At 68.6% G+C, this 18,083-nt stretch carries 13 protein-coding genes; 9 read left to right on the top strand and 4 right to left on the bottom strand.

All coding sequences use genetic code 11. The features are described from left to right. Positions 1–256: 256 nt before the first annotated feature. Positions 257–3,118 carry an aminotransferase gene (locus tag ATK74_RS01105; protein WP_098459315.1) on the bottom strand — a complete coding sequence of 954 codons (2,862 nt, stop codon included), beginning with the start codon at positions 3,116–3,118 and terminating at the stop codon, positions 257–259. A 130-nt stretch (positions 3,119–3,248) separates the two neighbouring features. Here ATK74_RS01105 and ATK74_RS01110 point away from each other — a divergent pair, with 130 nt between their 5' ends. From ATK74_RS01110 to ATK74_RS01125, 4 genes are all read left to right on the top strand, one after another. Continuing rightward, positions 3,249–4,529 carry an adenylosuccinate synthase gene (locus tag ATK74_RS01110; RefSeq protein ID WP_098459316.1) on the top strand — a complete coding sequence of 427 codons (1,281 nt, stop codon included), beginning with the start codon at positions 3,249–3,251 and terminating at the stop codon, positions 4,527–4,529. A gap of 361 nt (positions 4,530–4,890) precedes the next feature. Then, positions 4,891–6,432, top strand: coding sequence for a PTS mannitol transporter subunit IIBC (locus ATK74_RS01115; protein WP_098459317.1), 1,542 nt, complete (start codon positions 4,891–4,893; stop codon positions 6,430–6,432). A 249-nt stretch (positions 6,433–6,681) separates the two neighbouring features. After that, a complete protein-coding gene (locus tag ATK74_RS01120) occupies positions 6,682–7,125 on the top strand; it encodes a PTS mannitol transporter subunit IIA (RefSeq protein ID WP_098459318.1) in 444 nt (147 codons plus the stop codon). 2 nt (positions 7,126–7,127) lie between these two features. Next, the gene (locus ATK74_RS01125; RefSeq protein ID WP_098459319.1) at positions 7,128–8,171 is read left to right on the top strand and encodes a zinc-dependent dehydrogenase; all 1,044 of its coding nucleotides are present in this window, start codon (positions 7,128–7,130) and stop codon (positions 8,169–8,171) included. A 64-nt stretch (positions 8,172–8,235) separates the two neighbouring features. Here ATK74_RS01125 and pfkB read toward each other — a convergent pair whose 3' ends face one another. Beyond that, complete coding sequence (pfkB, locus tag ATK74_RS01130) at positions 8,236–9,183, bottom strand: 1-phosphofructokinase (RefSeq protein ID WP_098459320.1); 948 nt, start codon at positions 9,181–9,183, stop codon at positions 8,236–8,238. Further along, positions 9,180–9,974 carry a DeoR/GlpR family DNA-binding transcription regulator gene (locus tag ATK74_RS01135; RefSeq protein WP_098459321.1) on the bottom strand — a complete coding sequence of 265 codons (795 nt, stop codon included), beginning with the start codon at positions 9,972–9,974 and terminating at the stop codon, positions 9,180–9,182. The genes pfkB and ATK74_RS01135 overlap by 4 nt, the downstream gene beginning before the upstream one ends. A gap of 164 nt (positions 9,975–10,138) precedes the next feature. Here ATK74_RS01135 and purD point away from each other — a divergent pair, with 164 nt between their 5' ends. From purD to ATK74_RS01155, 4 genes are read left to right on the top strand one after another with little or no spacing between them, the layout of a single operon-like run. Further along, positions 10,139–11,419 (top strand): phosphoribosylamine--glycine ligase, encoded by a 1,281-nt coding sequence (gene purD / locus ATK74_RS01140; protein ID WP_245840565.1) that lies wholly within the window; start codon positions 10,139–10,141, stop codon positions 11,417–11,419. Then, positions 11,416–12,840, top strand: coding sequence for an adenylosuccinate lyase (gene purB, locus ATK74_RS01145; protein WP_098459323.1), 1,425 nt, complete (start codon positions 11,416–11,418; stop codon positions 12,838–12,840). The genes purD and purB overlap by 4 nt, the downstream gene beginning before the upstream one ends. Further along, positions 12,837–13,655 carry a sulfite exporter TauE/SafE family protein gene (locus ATK74_RS01150; RefSeq protein WP_211283244.1) on the top strand — a complete coding sequence of 273 codons (819 nt, stop codon included), beginning with the start codon at positions 12,837–12,839 and terminating at the stop codon, positions 13,653–13,655. The genes purB and ATK74_RS01150 overlap by 4 nt, the downstream gene beginning before the upstream one ends. A 16-nt stretch (positions 13,656–13,671) precedes the next feature. Continuing rightward, the gene (locus ATK74_RS01155) at positions 13,672–14,964 is read left to right on the top strand and encodes an MFS transporter (protein ID WP_098459325.1); all 1,293 of its coding nucleotides are present in this window, start codon (positions 13,672–13,674) and stop codon (positions 14,962–14,964) included. Here ATK74_RS01155 and ATK74_RS01160 read toward each other — a convergent pair. Beyond that, on the bottom strand, positions 14,961–16,598 hold the full coding sequence (locus ATK74_RS01160) for a hypothetical protein (protein WP_098459326.1): 1,638 nt from the start codon (positions 16,596–16,598) through the stop codon (positions 14,961–14,963). The genes ATK74_RS01155 and ATK74_RS01160 overlap by 4 nt on opposite strands. Before the next feature lie 168 nt (positions 16,599–16,766). On the opposite strand from ATK74_RS01160, the gene ATK74_RS01165 reads away from it, so the two are divergent. Continuing rightward, on the top strand, positions 16,767–18,083 hold the full coding sequence (locus ATK74_RS01165) for a sensor histidine kinase (protein WP_098459327.1): 1,317 nt from the start codon (positions 16,767–16,769) through the stop codon (positions 18,081–18,083).

The raw sequence follows: 18,083 nt of genomic DNA on the forward strand, positions 1-18,083 counted from the left end.
GGGGCAGTGCTGCGATGTGCCGTGTCGATGAGCGAGAGACCGCCTCACGGGCCGGCCCCGGCCATCGATACCGCAAATCCGGTCAGGATCGGCCGCCGTTGGCGTTCCCCCACCCGCGGGGGCAGGTGGGGGAACGCCATCCACAGTGAGCCCGTGGGCATCGGAGTTCAGCAGAAGCCGCCGACACGATTTGCCGGATGGATGCGCATAGGGGCGGCTTAAGCGCTGATCGCGGCCATCGAGACCGCGAATCCCGTCAGCCGAGGTCGGCCAGGGCCCGAGCCAGAGCGGTGACGAACTGGTCGGCCTGCTGGGCGGTCAGCACCAGCGGCGGCTTGATCTTCAGCACGTTGCCGTGGTCGCCGGTGGCCTGCATGATCACCCCGAGTTGGCGCAGCCGCTCACACAGTTCGGTGGTGAGCTCGGGTGCCGGCGTGCGCTGGTTGTCGCGGACGAGTTCGAGGCCGAGATAGAGCCCAGCGCCGTGAACGGTGCCGACCCACGGGCTGTCCAGTGCCTCCAGCCCGGCCCGCAGCCGAGCACCGACCTGGCGAGCGTTGGCCTGCAGGCCCTCGTCGGCGATGATGGCCAGCACCTCCGAGCCGATCGCACACGACAGCGGGCTGCCACCGGCGGAGGAGAAGAAGTAGCCGCCCACCCGGTAGCTCTCGGCGATCTCGGCGGTGGTGATCACCGCACCGACCGGGTGGCCGTTGCCCAGCCCCTTGGCCACCGCGACGATGTCGGGCACCACGCCTTGCTGTTCGAAGCCCCAGAACCACTCGCCGAGCCGGCCGAGCCCGACCTGGACCTCATCGGCGATGGTCACCCCGCCGCCCTCGCGGACGGCCGCGTAGACCTCTCGCAGGTAGCCCTCCGGGAGCAAGATGCCGCCGGCATTGCCCTGGATCGCCTCGGCGATGAACCCGGCCGCCGGACGCCCGGACGCGGCCAGTGCGCGGATCCTGTCGGCGGCCTCGGGGCCGTAACGCCAGGCGTCGGCATCCCGCCAGCGACCGCGGTAGGAGTTGGGCGCGGGGACGGTGTGCACCCAGTCCGGACGGGTGGCCAGCGCGTTCGGGTTGTCGGCCAGCGAGGTGGAGACCGCGTCGGAGGCGTAGGTCCAGCCGTGATAGGCCTCGGCCAGCGCGACGATGTCGCGGCGCCCGGTGGCCGCCATGGCCAGCCGAATCGCCAAGTCGGTGGCCTCCGAGCCGGAGTTCACGAAGAAGACCTGGTCCAGGCCATCCGGCAGGCGCGAGGCGAGGGCTTCGGCGAAGGCCGGCAGGGCGTCGTACACAAAGCGAGAGTTGGTGTTCAGCAGCCGCAGCCGGCGGTTCGCCACCGCGGCCAGCCGCGGGTGGGCGTGGCCGACGCTGGCCACGTTGTTCACCAGGTCCAGATAGGGACGGGCATCGGTGTCGATCAGCAGGCTGCGCCAACCCCGCTCGATCCGCGGCGGGTCGACGTAGTAGTGCTCCTGCACCTCGGCGACGTGCTGGGCGCGGCGGGCCAGCACGGCCGCGGACGAGAGCGGTTCGGTCGGCGTCACGCCGAGCAGTCCGGACGGATCCGCGGTCAGCGCCAGCCAGCCGGCGGCCAGGTCCGGTGCCACCAGCAGCGGCACCTCGCTCCCGCTACGGACCAGCTGGACGTCCACGCGAGCCCCGGCCTGGGCCAGCACCTCACCGGCCCGGACCGGGCCGGAGCGTCCGGCGATGCCGTGCAGGATCAGGTCGCACGGCGAGCCGGGCAGAGTGAGCCGGTCGCCGTCGAATCGCGCGATGCCGTCCCACGGTGCGCGCAGCTCGTCGTGGTTCCACACGGTGATCGAGGTGGGTACCGTGGCCGCTCGCTGGGCGGCTCCGGGCTGACACTCGGACGCTTCGCTGAGCCGGGGGACCGCCCAGGCGGCGGCGACCGCTCCAGCCTCCGCTGCGAGCCGGTCGGCCAGGCCGGGTTCCTGCCAGGCGCCGTGATCCATGACCGGTGACATGACACTCAGGTTGAGAGTTGCGGGCGGGTCGGCAAGCAGCCGCGCGCCCGAGACCATCAGCGGCGGTTCCGCGATGCCGAGTGCTGCTCGCAGCCAGCCGCCGACCACGGCCGACGGCACCGCGTCCGCGGCAGCGAAGATCCGCCATTCCCGATCCAGCGCATCGCGGGCGTAGTCATTGTCGGAGTCCATGGCGGCCTGCTGCCGTCCGCTGGCCACCAGGACGGCGCCGCGCAGCACCACCAGCGGCCACAGAGCATCCACCTCGGCCCGGGTGAGCGGCTGCTCGGCATGGAAGGCCCGGACGGCGGCCTGCACCGGCTCGGCCCAGCCGCCGCTGTGATGCAGCAGTCCGGACACGGTGATGGCGAGCTCGGCCACCCGCCAGGAGCGGGAGACGTCGCCGAAGTCGATGATCCCGTCGGGCAGCCGTGCGTCCACGGCGCAGACCAGGTTGTCGTCGGTCAGGTCGAAGTGGCCGGGCTGGACGGGCAGCTCTCCGGCAGCCTGAACGGCTGACCAGGCCGCAAGGCTGGCCCGCTGCACCCGCTCGCGCTCGGGGCCTAGCCAGTCGGCCAACAGCTCCACCACGCCATGGCTCTCCCGCAGGTCCCACTGCAGGCGCCGCTCCAGCCCCGGGTGATCGAAGGAAGCCAGGCTGCGGCTCACCTTCCCGGTGATCGCTCCCATCCGCGCCGCCACGGACGGGGCCAGCCAGCCCCGCTCGACGAAGGTGCCCCCGGGCAGGTAGCGCAGCAGCCGCGCCAGCACCGGCCCCTGGCTGGTGGCCAGCACCGCGCGCGCCGGATGGCCCTCGGCCTCGAGCACGGTGGACACCCGCAGTTCGGGGCAGTCTCGGGCCACCTGCTCGGCGGCGGCGTCCTGGGCCAGCGTGTCCCGCTCCGGGAAGGACGGGTTGGCCAGCTTCAGCACGGCCGAGGGTCCGTCCGGGCCGGACACCAGGAAGTTCTGGTCCTGCTGGCTGCCCAGCGCGGTCAGTTCTCCGGAGCCGCCCAGGGCGGCCAGGATGGACGCGGCCTCGTCCGGCCCGAGCGAGGGGGCCGGCAGTTCACCGGCAGCCAGAAAGTCGAACGGCTCGGTGGGCAGCGAGCGGCGAATCATGCGCACAGCTTGCCGGATTCGGGTCACAGCCAGGTGAACGCCCAGGCCTTGGGGTCCGCCTCCGCTAAAGTATGTGCGCAAGAGCCCGCCGGCATTGCCGCGGGCTTTCCTCACGCAAAGGGGCAGTCATATGCCGGGAATCGTGGTGATCGGCGCACAGTGGGGCGACGAGGGTAAGGGCAAGGCGACCGACCAGCTCGGAGATCGGGTCGACTACACCGTCCGCTACTCCGGCGGGAACAACGCCGGCCACACTCTGGTCGTGAACGGTGAGAAGTACGCGCTGCACCTGCTCCCGTCCGGCATCCTCAACGACTCGGTTCCGGTGATCGCCAACGGTGTGGTGATCGACCTGGAGGTGCTGTTCGAGGAAATCGACGGCCTGAATGCCCGCGGCGTGGACACCTCGAAGCTGATCGTCAGCGCCAACGCGCACATCATCGCGCCGTACCACAAGGTGATGGACAAGGTCACCGAGCGCTTCCTGGGCAACCGCCGGATCGGCACCACCGGACGCGGCATCGGCCCGGCCTACTCCGACAAGATCAACCGGCTCGGCATTCGGGTCCAGGACCTGTTCGACGAGAAGATCCTGCGCCAGAAGGTCGAGGCGGCCCTGGAGCAGAAGAACCACCTGCTGGTGAAGGTCTACAACCGTCGGGCCATCGACGCCGGCCAGGTGGCCGATGAGCTGCTCGCCCATGCCGAGCGGCTGCGTCCGATGGTGGCCGACGTCACCCGGGTGCTGAACACCGCGCTCGACGCCGGCCAGGTCGTTCTGTTCGAGGGTGCTCAGGCGCACCACCTGGACGTCGACCACGGCACCTACCCGTACGTGACCAGCTCGAACCCGATCGCCGGCGGCGCCTGCACCGGCTCCGGCGTCGGCCCGACCCGGATCGACCGGGTGATCGGGATCGCCAAGGCCTACACCACCCGGGTCGGTGAGGGTCCGTTCCCGACCGAGCTGCTGAACGCCGACGGCGACAAGCTGCGCGCCGACGGCGCCGAGTTCGGCACCACCACCGGACGCAACCGCCGCTGTGGCTGGTTCGATGCGCTGGTGGTCGAGGCCTCGGCCACGGCGAACGCCTGCACCGACATCTTCCTGACCAAGCTGGACATCCTCACCGGCTGGGAGAAGATCCCGGTCTGCGTGGCCTACGACGTCAACGGCGTCCGCACCGACACCCTGCCGCTGACCCAGACCGACTTCCACCACGCCGTCCCGGTCTACGAGTACCTGGACGGTTGGACCGAGGACATCTCCGGTTGCCGCAGCTTCGATGAGCTGCCGGCCAACACCCAGGCCTACGTGCGTCGGCTCGAGGAACTGGTCGGCTGCCGGATCTCCGGGATCGGCGTCGGCCCGTCCCGCGAGCAAGTGGTCATGCTGCACGACCTGCTCTGAGGTCGCCGGTCCGGCCCGCTGTCTCGACCGCATCGCGCCCCCGAAACTCCCTCACGCCCGCGAACCCTCGCCGGCTCGAGGCAGTTTCGGGGCGTTTGCGTTGAGGTGCGGTGTGGACGAGTCGGATCTCTGCGGGTCCGGACGACCTGAGCCCTCAGCGAACGCCGCTACGAGGCGGTTCGCGCTGGCTCTGGTTGGGTATCAACACGATGCAGCCCGAAAGTGTGCCCGATCACCTTGATATGCATGTTGTTTTTCCTTGACGCGTGACCGAGCGTGTGGTTTATTGACATTACTACCTTGCGGCGGGTCCTCACTGAGGAGGACTCCACTGCCAAACACGTCACAGTTAGGGAGTCAGATGACTACCGAGGTAACGGCGAAGCAGGGATCGGCACGCGTTGCCGTCCAGCGGTTCGGCACTTTCCTCTCCGGCATGATCATGCCCAACATCCCCGCTCTCATCGCTTGGGGCATCGTCACGATGTTCTTCATCGGTGTGGGCTTCACCCCCAATGCCGACATCTCGACCATCGTCGGGCCGTTCATTCACTACTTGCTGCCGATCCTGATCGCCTATACCGGCGGCCACATGGTCTATGGCGTCCGCGGCGCAGTGGTGGCCACGATCGGCACCTTCGGCGCGATCGCCGGTTCGGACCTCCTGATCGCCAACGTGAACGCCGCAGCACTGAAGGAGTGGCTGGACGCCGGCAAGGCTGCCGCTGACTTCAAGGAGCTCGGCCAGATCCACATGTTCATCGGCGCCATGATCATGGCCCCGATCGCGGCCTACTCGATGAAGTGGCTGGACGGGCTGTGGGAGGACAAGATCAAGCCCGGACTGGAGATGCTGGTCAACATGTTCTCGGCGGGCATCTGGGGCTTCGTCCTGATGCTGTTCGGCTTCTACCCGATCGCGTGGCTGGTCAACGGCATCATGAGCGGGCTTGGCAGCGCGGTGAACTGGCTGGTCGCCAACAACCTGCTACCGCTGACCAGCATCATCATCGAGCCGGCCAAGGTCTTCTTCCTGAACAACGCCATCAACCATGGCGTGCTCACCCCGCTCGGTCTCCAGCAGACGGCGGAGTCGGGCCACTCGATCCTGTTCCTGCTCGAGGCCAACCCCGGCCCGGGCGTCGGACTGCTGCTGGCGTTCACCTTCTTCGGGATCGGTGCGGCCCGGGCGTCGGCTCCCGGGGCGGCCTTCATCCAGTTCGTCGGCGGCATCCACGAGGTGTACTTCCCCTACGCGCTGATGAAGCCCGCTCTGATCCTGGCGCTGATCGGCGGCGGCATGACCGGTGTGACCACCAACATGCTGCTAGGTGGCGCGCTGCGAGCCCCGGCAGCTCCGGGCAGCATCCTTGCGGTCATCGCACAGATCGCCCCGGGGGCCTACTTCGCGGTGCTGCTGTCGGTGGTGCTGTCCGCTGCGGTCACCTTCGTGCTCTCCTGGCTCATCCTGCGGTCCACCCGCAAGCGTGATCTGGAGGCCGAGGCGGCCGGTGCGGATACCTTCGGTGCGGCGATCAGCCAGACCGAAGCCAACAAGGGCAAGTCGTCCGAGGCGCTGGCTGGACTGCGGGCGGCGGGTCGCACCGGCGAGATCAAGGCCATCGTCTTCGCCTGTGACGCCGGAATGGGCTCCTCGGCCATGGGTGCCTCGGTGCTGCGCAAGAAGATCAAGGACGCCGGTTTCGCCGACGTCACCGTGGTCAACAAGGCCATCGCCAGCCTTGAGGACAACTTCGATCTGGTGGTGACCCATCGCGATCTGGCCGAACGTGCGGCGGCGAAGACCCCGTCCGCCGTACATGTCTCGGTGGCCAACTTCATTGGCGCCCCCGAGTACGACCAGGTCGTGGAGATGGTGAAGGAGGCGAGCGTCGCTCACTGAGCTCGTCTCGGTCTGTGACGGGCGGACGCCTTCCGAGGCGGACGGTCGATAGCTGGCGGCCCGCGGGATCACCTCCCGCGGGCCGTCCCGTCCCCTTGTGAAGTGATGTTGTTTTGCATTGACTTGTGTGTGTATCTGTGGTGTTATGGGAGAGTTCGGTCGGGTCGATGACGTGCGGTGCGCGTCCAGCCCACCGGACGGTCACAGTCGACATCGGCCAGCGCTGGCCGGCGAGGAGGCGGAAAGCCGATGCCCGAGAACTCGATCCTGCAGCCATCCTCGGTCCGGCTCGGCTTGGCCTCGGTGTCCAAACAGGAGGCGATTCGGATGTGTGCCCAGGTGCTGGTCGACTGCGGCGCAGCTACCGAGGACTACTTCGCCGGAATGCTGGCCCGCGAGCAGCAGATCTCGACCTACCTCGGTGAGGGTGTCGCGATTCCCCACGGCACCAACGAAGCCCGCGCCCACATCAGGTCGGCCGCGCTGGGCTTCCTGCAGTTCCCCGACGGCATCGACTGGGACGGCAATGAGGTGAAGGTGTGCATTCCGATCGCCTCGGCCTCCGATGAGCACCTGGGCATCCTGGCCAGCCTCGCCGAGGCGCTGATGGAGCCCGAGGCAGCCGAGCGGCTGCGGGTCACCGACTCGGTGGCCGAAGTGATTGACCTACTGACCCCTGCTGAGGAGAACTGAACATGAAGGTCCTGCGTTTCTACGCCCCCGGCGATGTGCGGATCGAGGACGCCCCGATCCCGCAGATCACGGCGGACGAGATCCTGCTGCGCGTGCGGAACTGCTCCACCTGCGGCACGGACGTGAAGATCTTCCACAATGGTCATCAGAACCTCACTCCGCCGCGGGTGATCGGCCACGAGGTGGCCGGCGAGGTCGCCGAAGTCGGCGCCAACGTCTCCGGCTGGGCGGTCGGCGACCGGGCCCAGGTGATCGCCGCCGTGCCGTGTGGTGAGTGCTACGAGTGCCGCAAGGGCTGGATGGCCGTATGCGCCAACCAGACCTCGATCGGTTACCAGTACGACGGTGGCTTCGCCGAGTACATGGTGGTGCCGCAGGCCGTGCTGAAGGTGGACGGGCTGAACCGGATCCCGGACGGGGTCGGCTTCGACGAGGCGTCCGCTGCCGAACCGTTCGCGTGCGCGATCAACGCCCAGGAGTTGCTGGGCATCGAGGCCGGCGACACCGTGGTGGTGTTCGGGGCTGGCCCGATCGGCTGCATCCACACTCGGATCGCCCGTGGCGTCCATGGCGCAGCCCGCGTCTTCCTGGTGGACGTCAACGCCGAGCGGCTGGCCATGTCGGCTGCCGCCGTACAGCCGGACGCCGTCATCGACGCTTCCCAGGTGGACGTGGTGGCTGAGGTGATGCGGCTCACCGAGGGTCGTGGCGCCGATGTGGTGATCACCGCCACCGCGGCCAACATCACCCAGGAGCAGGCCATCGCCATGGCTGCTCGCAACGGCCGGATCTCCTTCTTCGGGGGCCTGCCCAAGACCAACCCGACGATCACCTGCGACTCCAACCTGGTCCACTACCGGCAGCTGCACATTCACGGCGCCAACGGCTCGGCGCCCGAGCACAACCGCAAGGCGCTGGTCTACATCGCCTCGGGCCAGGTGCCGGTGAAGGATCTGATCACCGTCCACCTGCCGCTGGAGCGCGCGCTGGAGGCCTTCGACATCGTGGCCAAGGGGCAGGCCATCAAGGTCACCGTCGAGCCCTGAGCCGGTTCCCCCACGAGCGGCCGTCCGATCGGGCGGCCGCTTCGTCGCTGCGTGGTTTCTGAGCTCAGTCGCTGAGCGACCGGGCTCGATCCGGGGACATCGTCGAGCTGACTGTGATCGCGGCGATGTCGGATGGGCCGGGCATCGAGCTGCCCGGCAGCAAGACTGCAGCCGAGCCGAAGGCCACGGCGGTGCGCAGGGCGGTCTCCCGGTCTGCGCCGGAGTCGACGGCGTGCAGGTAGCCGGCCAGCAGCGCATCGCCGGCACCGACGGTGGAGACCGGGCAGCCGATCTCCGAGGCCGCGTGAACCGCGCCGGCGGCGTCCACCAGCAGGGCGCCATCGCGGCCCAGGCTGATCACCACGGTCTCGATTCCTCCGTCGACAAGGGCGGACGCCGCATCGATGACCTCGCCCACGGTGACGAGCTCCCGTCCGACGGCCTCGGCCAGCTCGATCCGGTTGGGCTTGATCAGGGCCGGCTTGGCGGCCAGTGCGGCGGCCATCGGCTCCCCGGAGGTGTCCACGGCCACCCGGACGCCACTGGCTTGGCAGTGCCGGATCAGTGGGGCATAGAAGTCGTCGTCGAGCCCGGGCGGCAGCGACCCACAGCAGACCACCCAGCTGGCGCCACGGCTGGCATCGAGAGCGGCGCTCCTCAGCGCGTCCGCCTCGGCAACGGAGAGAACCGGGCCAGGTTCGTTCACCTTGGTGGTGGTTCCGTCGGTCTCGGCGATGGTGATGTTGGCCCGGATCGGCTCACTGATCGGCACGGCAGCCAGTGTCACCGGCTCGCCCTCGAGCAGGTTCAGCATCAGTCGTCCGTAGATTCCACCAACCGGGAACACGGCGGTGCTGGCGGTGCCGCTCGCGGCCAGCGCTCGGCTGACGTTCAGCCCCTTACCGCCGGGATCTTCCCGGGACTCGGTGGCTCGCAGGACGGCACCGCGTTCCAGCCTGGGGAGCGTGACCGTCCGGTCCACGCTCGGGTTCGGCGTGAGGGTGACGATCATGCCCGAATCACTTCTGGGCCGGCCGCGGACAGCTCAGCGGCCAGGCCGGCGTCCAGCCCGGTGTCGGTGATCAGGACGTCCACCTCGCTCAGTCCGGCGAAGCGGCACAGCTGAGTCCGGCCGACCTTGGTGTAGTCGGCCAGGCAGACCACCTGCGCGGCCGCATCGACCATCGCTCGCTTGATCTCGGCCTCGGCCTGGTCGGGGGTGGTCAGTCCGGCCTCCGGGGTGATCCCGTTCGCGCCGATGAAGGCCACGTCGACCCGCAGGCTGGCCAGGGCGGACGCCGTCCAGGAGCCCACCGCGGCACCGGTGACGTTGCGGATCCGTCCGCCGAGCAGCATCAACTCGACCCGAGGCAGATCCACCAGCAGCGAAGCGGCCTGAAGGGAGTTGGTCACCACCGACACGGCAAGATCGGCCGGTAGTTGCCGGACCAGCTCCAAGGTGGTGGTGCCGGAGTCGACCAGGATCGACCCGCCGTCGGGCAGGTAGTCGCGGGCGATCCGGCCGATCCGCGACTTCTGGCTGGTCTGGTGCTCGCGCCGGGCGTTCACCGTCGGCTCGTAGCCGAGCCGCTGCACGTGGACGGCCCCGCCGTGCACGCGGCGCAACTGTCCCTGCCGTTCCAGAATGCTCAGGTCGCGGCGGATCGTCTCGGTGGTCACCTCGAGTTCCTCGGCCAGTGCCGAGACCTCCACTCGAGAACGCGCCCGTGCCTGCTCTAGGATCCGAAGGTGCCGCTCGTGCGGTAGTAGACGACCCTCAGCGCTGTCCTCTGTCGCAACCATGGGACCAATCTACGCAGAAATCCACACGAACGCAGCAATTGCCACATGGTCATTTGGCTGATCCCTGAGTGGCTACTGGGCAAATGTTCGGCCATCCCGCGGCAGCGCGCCCGGTGCGCGGAGCGGACGGAGCCGCACCAACCCCCGCCGATAGGATCGACGACGTGGCGCAGACGGTACTGGTAGTTGGAACTGGCGGACGCGAGCATGCCCTGGCCTGGGCGCTCAGCAAGGACCCGGGAGTCGCTGGCGTGCACATCGCGCCCGGCAACCCGGGGACGGCCGCAGTGGGCACCAATCATCCGGTCGACCCGATGAACCCCGAGGCTGTGGCGGCCCTGGCCGTCGAGCTGGCCGTCGATCTGGTGGTGGTCGGACCCGAGGCGCCGCTGGTGGCCGGGGTGGCCGACGCCGTCCGAGCCCGGGGGATTCCGGTCTTCGGCCCGTCCGGAGCAGCTGCGCAGCTGGAGGGTAGCAAGGCCTTCGCCAAGGAGATCATGGAGGCGGCCGGCGTCCCCACCGCTGAGGCGCGGCTGTGCGTGAGCATGGACGAGGTCGTCGCCGCTCTGGACGAGTTCGGCGCACCCTACGTGGTCAAGGACGACGGACTGGCCGCCGGCAAGGGCGTCATCGTCACCGACGATCGGGACGCAGCCATCCGGCACGCCGCCGGCTGCCGCAAGGTGATCATCGAGGAGTACCTGGACGGCCCCGAGGTGAGCCTGTTCGCACTCAGCGACGGCACCCACGTGCTGCCCTTCGAGCCGGCTCAGGACTTCAAGCGGGTCGGCGACGGCGACGCCGGTCCGAACACCGGCGGAATGGGCGCCTACACCCCGCTGCCGTGGGCCCCGGCCGGGCTCACCGAGCAGGTGGTGGCCACGGTGATCCAGCCGACCATCGACGAGCTGCGCCGCCGCGGCACCCCCTTCGTAGGGCTGCTCTATGCCGGCCTGGCGCTGACCAGCCGCGGAGTGCGGGTTGTCGAGTTCAATGCCCGCTTCGGCGATCCGGAGACTCAGCCGCTGCTGACCAGACTGAAGACCCCGCTGGGCGGTGCCCTGTACGCGGCCGCCACCGGCGCACTGGCCGAGCACCCGCCGCTGGAGTGGGGCAGTGGGGCAGCGGTCGGCGTTGTCATCGCCGCCCAGGGCTACCCCGAGTCGCCGCGCAAGGGCGATCCGATCACCGGTGCCGAGATCGAGGGCGTCTTCCACGCCGGGACGGCGCTGGACGCATCCGGGCAGCTGGTCAGCGCCGGCGGCCGAGTGCTGACCGTGGTCGGCACCGGCGACACCCTGGCTGAGGCCCGGGACGCCGCCTACGCGAAGGTGTCCACGATCACTCTCCCGGGCGGCTTCCATCGCACCGACATCGCCGCCAACGCGGCCGCGCAGCAGCTGGACGGCCTTCGAGCCGTCCCCGGCAAGGAGGAGCAGGCATGATTCCCAACGTCCTGGCTACCCGTTATGCGTCCGAGGCGATGCGCGAGATCTGGTCGCCGGAAGCGAAGATCAAGGCGGAGCGCAAGCTCTGGCTGGCCGTCTTGAAGGCACAGGCCGAGCTCGGCGTCGACTTCGGCGGGGACGATCCGTCCGAGGTGATCGCCGACTACCAGCGGGTGCTGGGCATCGTTGATCTGGCCAGCATCGCCGACCGGGAGCGAGTCACTCGGCACGACGTGAAGGCGCGAATCGAGGAGTTCAACGCGCTGGCCGGACGCGAGCACATCCACAAGGGGATGACCAGCCGCGACCTCACCGAGAACATCGAGCAGCGCCAGCTGCTCAGCTCGCTGGAGCTGATCCGGGAGCGGATCGTCACCGTGGCGGTGGCCCTGTCCCGGCTGGCCGTTCAGTACCGCGACCTGGCCATGGTCGGCCGCTCGCACAACGTCGCTGCCCAGACCACCACGCTGGGCAAGCGGTTCGCTAGCGCTCTCGACGAGCTGCTGGTCGCCTACCGACGGGTCGACGAACTGATCGGACGCTACCCGGCCCGCGGCATCAAGGGTCCGATGGGCACCGCCCAGGACATGCTCGACCTGCTCGACGGCGACACCCTCAAGCTCTCCGAGTTGGAGGCCCGGGTGGCCGAGCACCTCGGCTTCGCCACGGTGCTCACCGCGACCGGCCAGGTCTACCCGCGCTCGCTCGACTACGACGTGCTGTCGGCGTTGGTCCAGGTGGCGGCCGGACCGTCCAGTCTGGCCACCACGATTCGGCTGATGGCCGGCCAGGAGCTGGTCACCGAAGGTTTCAAGGAGGGCCAGGTCGGCTCGTCCGCCATGCCGCACAAGATGAACACCCGCTCCTGCGAACGAGTGAACGGACTGGCCGTGCTGCTGCGCGGGTACGCGTCCATGGCCGGCGAACTGGCCGGCAATCAGTGGAACGAGGGTGACGTCTCCTGCTCGGTGGTCCGCCGAATCGCGCTCCCGGATGCCTGCTACGCCCTGGACGGGCTGTTCGAGACCTTCCTCACGGTGCTGGCCGAGTTCGGGGCTTTCCCGGCGGTGATCGAGGCCGAGCTGCAGCGCTTCCTGCCGTTCCTGACCACCACCAAGGTGCTGATGGCCGCCGTCCGCAACGGCGTCGGACGTGAGGTTGCCCACGAGGTGATCAAGGAGCACGCCGTGGCAGTGGCCCTGGGGATGCGGGCCGGCGGCGGCAATGATCTGATCGACCGGCTGGCTGCCGACTCGCGGCTGGGGCTCAGCCGCGACCTGCTGGACGCCGCGCTGGCCGATCCGCTGAGCCTGACCGGCTCAGCCGGTGACCAGGTGGATCAGCTGGCCGCCCGAGTGGACGAGTTGGCCAGGGCGTATCCGGCCGCTGCGAAGTACGTTCCGGGCGCCGTGCTGTGAGCCACCCGCCCGGGCCGCCGGCTGAGCCGCGCGTGCTCGGGCTCGGCCGTGCTCAGGTGCTGCCACTGCTCGGAGTCGGACTGGTCTCGGGCTTCTTCGCCGGGCTGTTCGGGATCGGCGGCGGGCTGGTGATCGTCCCGGCCCTGGTCGTGCTGCTGCGGATCGAGCAGAAGCTGGCCGCGGGCACGTCCCTGCTGGCCATCCTGCCGGCGGCCAGCATTGCGGCGGCGTCCTATGCGCTGGAAGGCAGCATCGACTGGCCGGTCGCCGGGCTGCTGGCCATCGGCGCGATCGTCGGTGCCCAGGTCGGTGCACGGCTGCTGCAGAGGATCCCGCGCCGGGCGCTGCAGTGGATCTTCGTCGGCTTCGTGACGGTAATGATCGTCCAGCTGATGTTCGTGATTCCGGATCGGGGTGCCGACCCGGGCATCGATGTGGCTCGTGGGGTCGGCTTGATCGTCCTCGGGCTGGTGGCCGGACTGCTCTCGGCGATCCTCGGCATTGGTGGCGGCGGCGTGGTGGTCCCGGTGCTGATGGTGTGGTTCGGCCTGGGTGACCTGGCCGCCAAGGGTGCCTCGCTGGTGATGATGCTGCCGGGGGTGATCTCGGGCCTGGTCGCCAACTGGAGGCTGAAGAACGTGGCCGTCCGGGCCGGCCTGGTGGTCGGCGCATCGTCCCTGGTCAGCAGCCCGTTGGGCGCCTGGGTGGCGCACCTGATTCCGGCCCAGGCCGGGGCTTGGCTGTTTGCCGCCTTCCTGGCCTTCATCGGGGTCAGCATGCTGCGGGAGGCGCTGCGTCCCTCGCCCACCGTCTAGCTGCTTTACTGATCCGGTGTCCCGCGTCCGCAACCCGCTGCTCCGCTCGCTGCTAGACCTGCGCGGCAACGGTCGCGCCTGCGTCTACACCGAGCCCATGTGGGGCCTGTCGATGATGCTGGTCCTGCCGTACGCCGGGGTCTACATGCTGGCGCTGGGGATCAAGGACCAGGAGATCGGCCTGCTGGCCACTATCTCGATGCTCTCCCAGGTGGTCTTCGGGCTGCTCGGCGGCGTCATCACCGACAAGCTCGGACGCCGCTTCACCACGGCCGCCTTCGACCTGCTGGCCTGGTCGGTGCCGTGCCTGATCTGGGCATTCGCCCAGAACTTCTGGGCCTTCCTGATCGCCAGCCTGATCAACGGGGCCTGGCAGGTCACTCAGAACTCCTGGGACTGCCTGCTGGTCGAGGACGTCCCGCGCAGCGAGCTGACCAAGGTCTACTCGCTGGTGAAGGCGGCCGGGGAGTTCTCGGCGCTGTTCGCCCCGATTGCGGCGATCCTGGTGGCCCAGTTCGGGCTGGTTCCGGCCGTCCGGGTTCTCTACCTGAACGCCTTTGTGGTGATGACCGCCAAGGTGTTCATCCTCTACTACTGGTCGACCGAGACCGAGGTCGGCCGGACCCGGCAGGAGCAGACCCGTGGGGTCAGCCTGTGGCGATCGCTGCGTGAGTACCGCGGCGTGCTGGGCCTGATCATCCACTCGAAGGGGACGATCTTCTCGCTGGCCATCACTGCCGTGGTCGGAGCGGTGGTCCTGGTCAACGGCACGTTCTGGCAGATCGTGATCAACCAACGGCTCGGTGTGCCGGACCCGCTGTTGCCGTTCTTCCCGATGGTCCGCTCGATTCTATCGGTGATCTTCTTTTTCACCCTGATCCCACGGCTGACCGCCGGGCCGAACCTGCGCCGTCCGACTCTGATCGGCTTCGGCAGCTACCTGGTCGGGCAACTGGTGCTGGTGGCGATTCCGGTGCCGGGTGGCGCGGCCACGGCAACGACCTACTGGCTGTTGGCGCTCTGCCTGCTGGCCGATGCTTTCGGCGCGGCCATCTTGGCCATGTTGGCCGAGTCGCTGGTGGCCCTGCACGTCGACCGGGATGAGCGGTCGCGGGTGATGGCCATCCAGCGGACCGTGGTCATGCTGGCCACCGCCCCGTTCGGCTGGATCTCCGGCTGGCTGTCCGGGATGGACCGGAGCTGGCCGTTCCTGCTGACCAGTGCCCTGTTGGTGCTGGGGCTGATCCTCGCCGCCCGACGCTGGGTCACCACCCACGAAGAGGTCGGCGAGGCAGGCAGCCCGGCCTAGGCCTTCCTCACCAGGAGAGCGTCGATCACGACCGGGCTGGTCGAGGTGGTGGTGATCACGATCTTGCCGGTCGTGTTGGCAGCAAGGGCAGGCAGCGTCAGCAGCACCAGCTTCTGGGGGCTTCCGCTGGCCAGACTGAGCGTGCCGAGGAGCTTCGAACCGATCTTGACCGTCACCGATCCGTAGCCGGCCCCGGTCGTCACCAGAAGCGCCACCTGCTTGGTCACAGCCTTCTTGGAGGTCAGCTTGGCGCCGAGCTTAGTGGTGGTCATCACCGTCGAGGCGAAGCTTCCGGCCGACGTTGACTTGGTCCACTTACCCGAGGCGGTCAGCTTCCGCTCGTCCAGGGGCAGCGTGGTGCAGGTCTGCGGCGTCCAGCCCGACACTCGGCCGCTGGTGTCCCGTGCCCGAACCGAGAAGCAGTAGGAGTAGCCCTTGCTGCCACCGAAGGTCGCCGAGGTGGCCGTGGTCTTCGACTTCCAGGTGGACCAGCCGCCGAACTTCTTGTCCCAGGAGGCCTTGCGGACCCTCACGTCGTAGTTGGCTACTGCGGACGATCCGGCGGAGCCGCTCCAGGAGAGCGGGACTGAGACGCCGGTGCGCCAGGCAGGAACAGACGTGAGGGTCACGCTCGGCGGAGTGGGGGTGGGCGTGGGTGTCGGAGTTGGCGTCGGAGTCGGAGTGGGCGTCGGAGTACCGCTGGCCGACGTCTTGAAGGTCTGGTCGGCGCCGTAGTACCAGGTGCCGCCGGCGTTGAACCTGAATCGCCAGTGGTAGGTGGTGTTCGCACTCAGCACCGAGCTCCCGTCCGTCCGCTTCCAGTCGGTGTTCACCTGCCAGTTCGGACCGCCGGCCGGGAGGCTGACCGCGTCGGAGAACAGCCCGTACCCCGTGCTGGTACCGATGTCGAAGTAGCCGGTGCCGGCCGCGCCCCCGGTGTAGACGTTCGCATTCGAGACTGCTGCGGTGCTGCCGATCCCGGTGGTGGCCGGCGACGGGTAGCTCACCTGTGGTGTCTTGGCGAAGACGTAGGCGCCCTGGGTTGCGGCCAAGGTCGGGTTGCTGTTGCCATCGGCAACCACGAAGTAGGCGCCGAAGGTCGCATTGGTCAGCGGTCGATCAGACACCACCGGGATCTGCCATTCCCAGTTCTTGCCGATCGGCATCGGCCACATCCGGGCGTGGGCGGTGTCGGGCGAAAGCACCACGTAGCCGCCGTGAGATCCGACACTCAGGCTGGTCGGGCAGTCGCCCGGATCAGCGGCTCCGGTGGCGTAGCACTGCACCTTGTGGCTGGCGTCGATGGCCAGCGAGGTGTTTGCCGGGAGGATGAACTCCGGGCTCACATACTGGCCGCTGCAGGCGTTGCCGAGCCCGTAGACGACCGCGTGGATCCAGTAGACGTCCCCGGGTGCCGGGCTGCTGGTGGACGGATCGGAGCGGTAGCCGACGTAGGTGCCGACGCCATACTCCAGGTACGGGGAACCCTGGATGATCGAGACGCAGTTGTAGATCTGCGAGTACTGGATACCGCCGTCGTACCACGCGGCCGCGGCCTTCGCGGCTGTGGGCGCCCAGCCCAGCATGGCCACCGTGACAACACTTGCTGCGATCCAGGAGATCAGCTTCCGCATGGTCCACCTCACGAGTCAGGGGGCGCGGCCACGCCCGAGGCCCATCGTCGGTGGGCCGCACGGTCCGCCGGGGCGCCTGTCAAAGGACTTTTACGCGCACACCTCGGCAACAACTGCGTAGGGGCGAGTTCTGGCCCGATTGGCCGCGCCGCGCAATATCGTCCAGCCATGGTCAGGTTCGACAACAGCCGACTCAGTGGCTGGCTCAGTGGCGGCGATCGCAGCTTCCGGGGTCGGCTGATCGCCGCTGTGGCTCTGGTCGGCATTCCGGTCAGCTGGGGCTCCGCGCTGTTCAACCTGGCGCTGGGCAGCCCGACGTGGACGGTGCTGCTGAACGTCATCGCCGGCTTCGTGATCGTCGCCCTGATGCTCTTCGCCCGCCGCACCGGACGATTCCAACTGGCCTATCTGATTGCGGTGGTCGGCCTCTTCGTTGTGCTGTTTCCGGCGCTGTTCTTCGCCGGCGGTGGTTACCACAGCGGAATGCCGATCTTCTTCATGTTTGCCATCGCATTCTCGGCGATCATCCTGCAGGGCAGGGCCTTGTGGATTCTGGTGCCGCTGGAGGCCGCCGTCTTCACCACGAGTCTGGCGGTGGCCTATCTGCAGCCGCAGTTGGTCGTCCCGCTGGGTTCGGAGGCCGCGATCCTGTCCGACGTGATCTTCACAATGATCAGCACCGGGATCGCCCTGGTCGTGGCGCTACGACTGTTGATCGGCCTGTACGAGCAGAACCAGCGGCAGTTGAAGGTGCAGAACGAGGCCCTGGCTCGGGTCGACCGGGCTCGAGCGGAGTTCCTGGCGCAGGTGGCCCACGAGTTGAACACTCCGCTGACCGTAATCCGCGCCCATGCCCAGGAGGCCGGCAGTGACCTGATCCGTGATCCGGCGCAGGTCGGCCGGGATGTCGCCGTGATCGAGGCAGAGGCCGACCGGCTGGGACGGCTGGTCAGCCAACTGCTGGACCTGGCCCGGATCAACGAAGGACGACTGATCCTCGAGCGGGCTCCGGTCGACCTGGACGAGGTCATCCAGCAGACCCTGCAGGCTTACCGTCCGCTGTGGACCCAACACGGCAACACCCTCGCTGTGGCCCGCGACTCTGACTCCCCGATCGTGCTGGCCGATCGGGAGCGGGTGATCCAGGTGCTGGTCAACTTGATCTCCAACGCCAGCCGGCATACCGACCACGGCACCATCACGGTCTCGGTCGGACGGGTGGACGACCGGGCCCGGGTCTGCGTCACGGACACCGGCTCGGGGATGGCGCCGGAACGACTGGCCACCCTCGGTGAGGGCCCGGTGCGGGATCGTCCGGACGGGCTGAGGTCGGCCCGCGACACCGGGCTCGGGGTCGGGCTGGTGATCTCCCGGCACATCGTCACCGCGCACTCCGGTGAGCTCACCTTCAGCTCGGTGGTCGGGCAGGGGACCACGGCCTGTTTCACCCTTCCGCTGGCCGAAGTGGCTGCTGACCAGGGGTGA

It is taken from the genome of Propionicimonas paludicola, assembly GCF_002563675.1.
Lineage (GTDB): Bacteria > Actinomycetota > Actinomycetes > Propionibacteriales > Propionibacteriaceae > Propionicimonas > Propionicimonas paludicola.

Excerpts from the sequence above, each read along its gene's own strand:
- ATK74_RS01165 (WP_098459327.1), top strand. The coding sequence starts at position 16,767 with ATGGTCAGGTTCGACAACAGCCGACTCAGTGGCTGGCTCAGTGGCGGC.
- ATK74_RS01105 (WP_098459315.1), bottom strand. The coding sequence starts at position 3,118 with ATGATTCGCCGCTCGCTGCCCACCGAGCCGTTCGACTTTCTGGCTGCC.
- ATK74_RS01135 (WP_098459321.1), bottom strand. The coding sequence starts at position 9,974 with ATGGTTGCGACAGAGGACAGCGCTGAGGGTCGTCTACTACCGCACGAG.
- ATK74_RS01125 (WP_098459319.1), top strand. The coding sequence starts at position 7,128 with ATGAAGGTCCTGCGTTTCTACGCCCCCGGCGATGTGCGGATCGAGGAC.
- ATK74_RS01160 (WP_098459326.1), bottom strand. The coding sequence starts at position 16,598 with ATGCGGAAGCTGATCTCCTGGATCGCAGCAAGTGTTGTCACGGTGGCC.
- ATK74_RS01115 (WP_098459317.1), top strand. The coding sequence starts at position 4,891 with ATGACTACCGAGGTAACGGCGAAGCAGGGATCGGCACGCGTTGCCGTC.
- ATK74_RS01110 (WP_098459316.1), top strand. The coding sequence starts at position 3,249 with ATGCCGGGAATCGTGGTGATCGGCGCACAGTGGGGCGACGAGGGTAAG.
- purB (WP_098459323.1), top strand. The coding sequence starts at position 11,416 with ATGATTCCCAACGTCCTGGCTACCCGTTATGCGTCCGAGGCGATGCGC.
- pfkB (WP_098459320.1), bottom strand. The coding sequence starts at position 9,183 with ATGATCGTCACCCTCACGCCGAACCCGAGCGTGGACCGGACGGTCACG.
- ATK74_RS01120 (WP_098459318.1), top strand. The coding sequence starts at position 6,682 with ATGCCCGAGAACTCGATCCTGCAGCCATCCTCGGTCCGGCTCGGCTTG.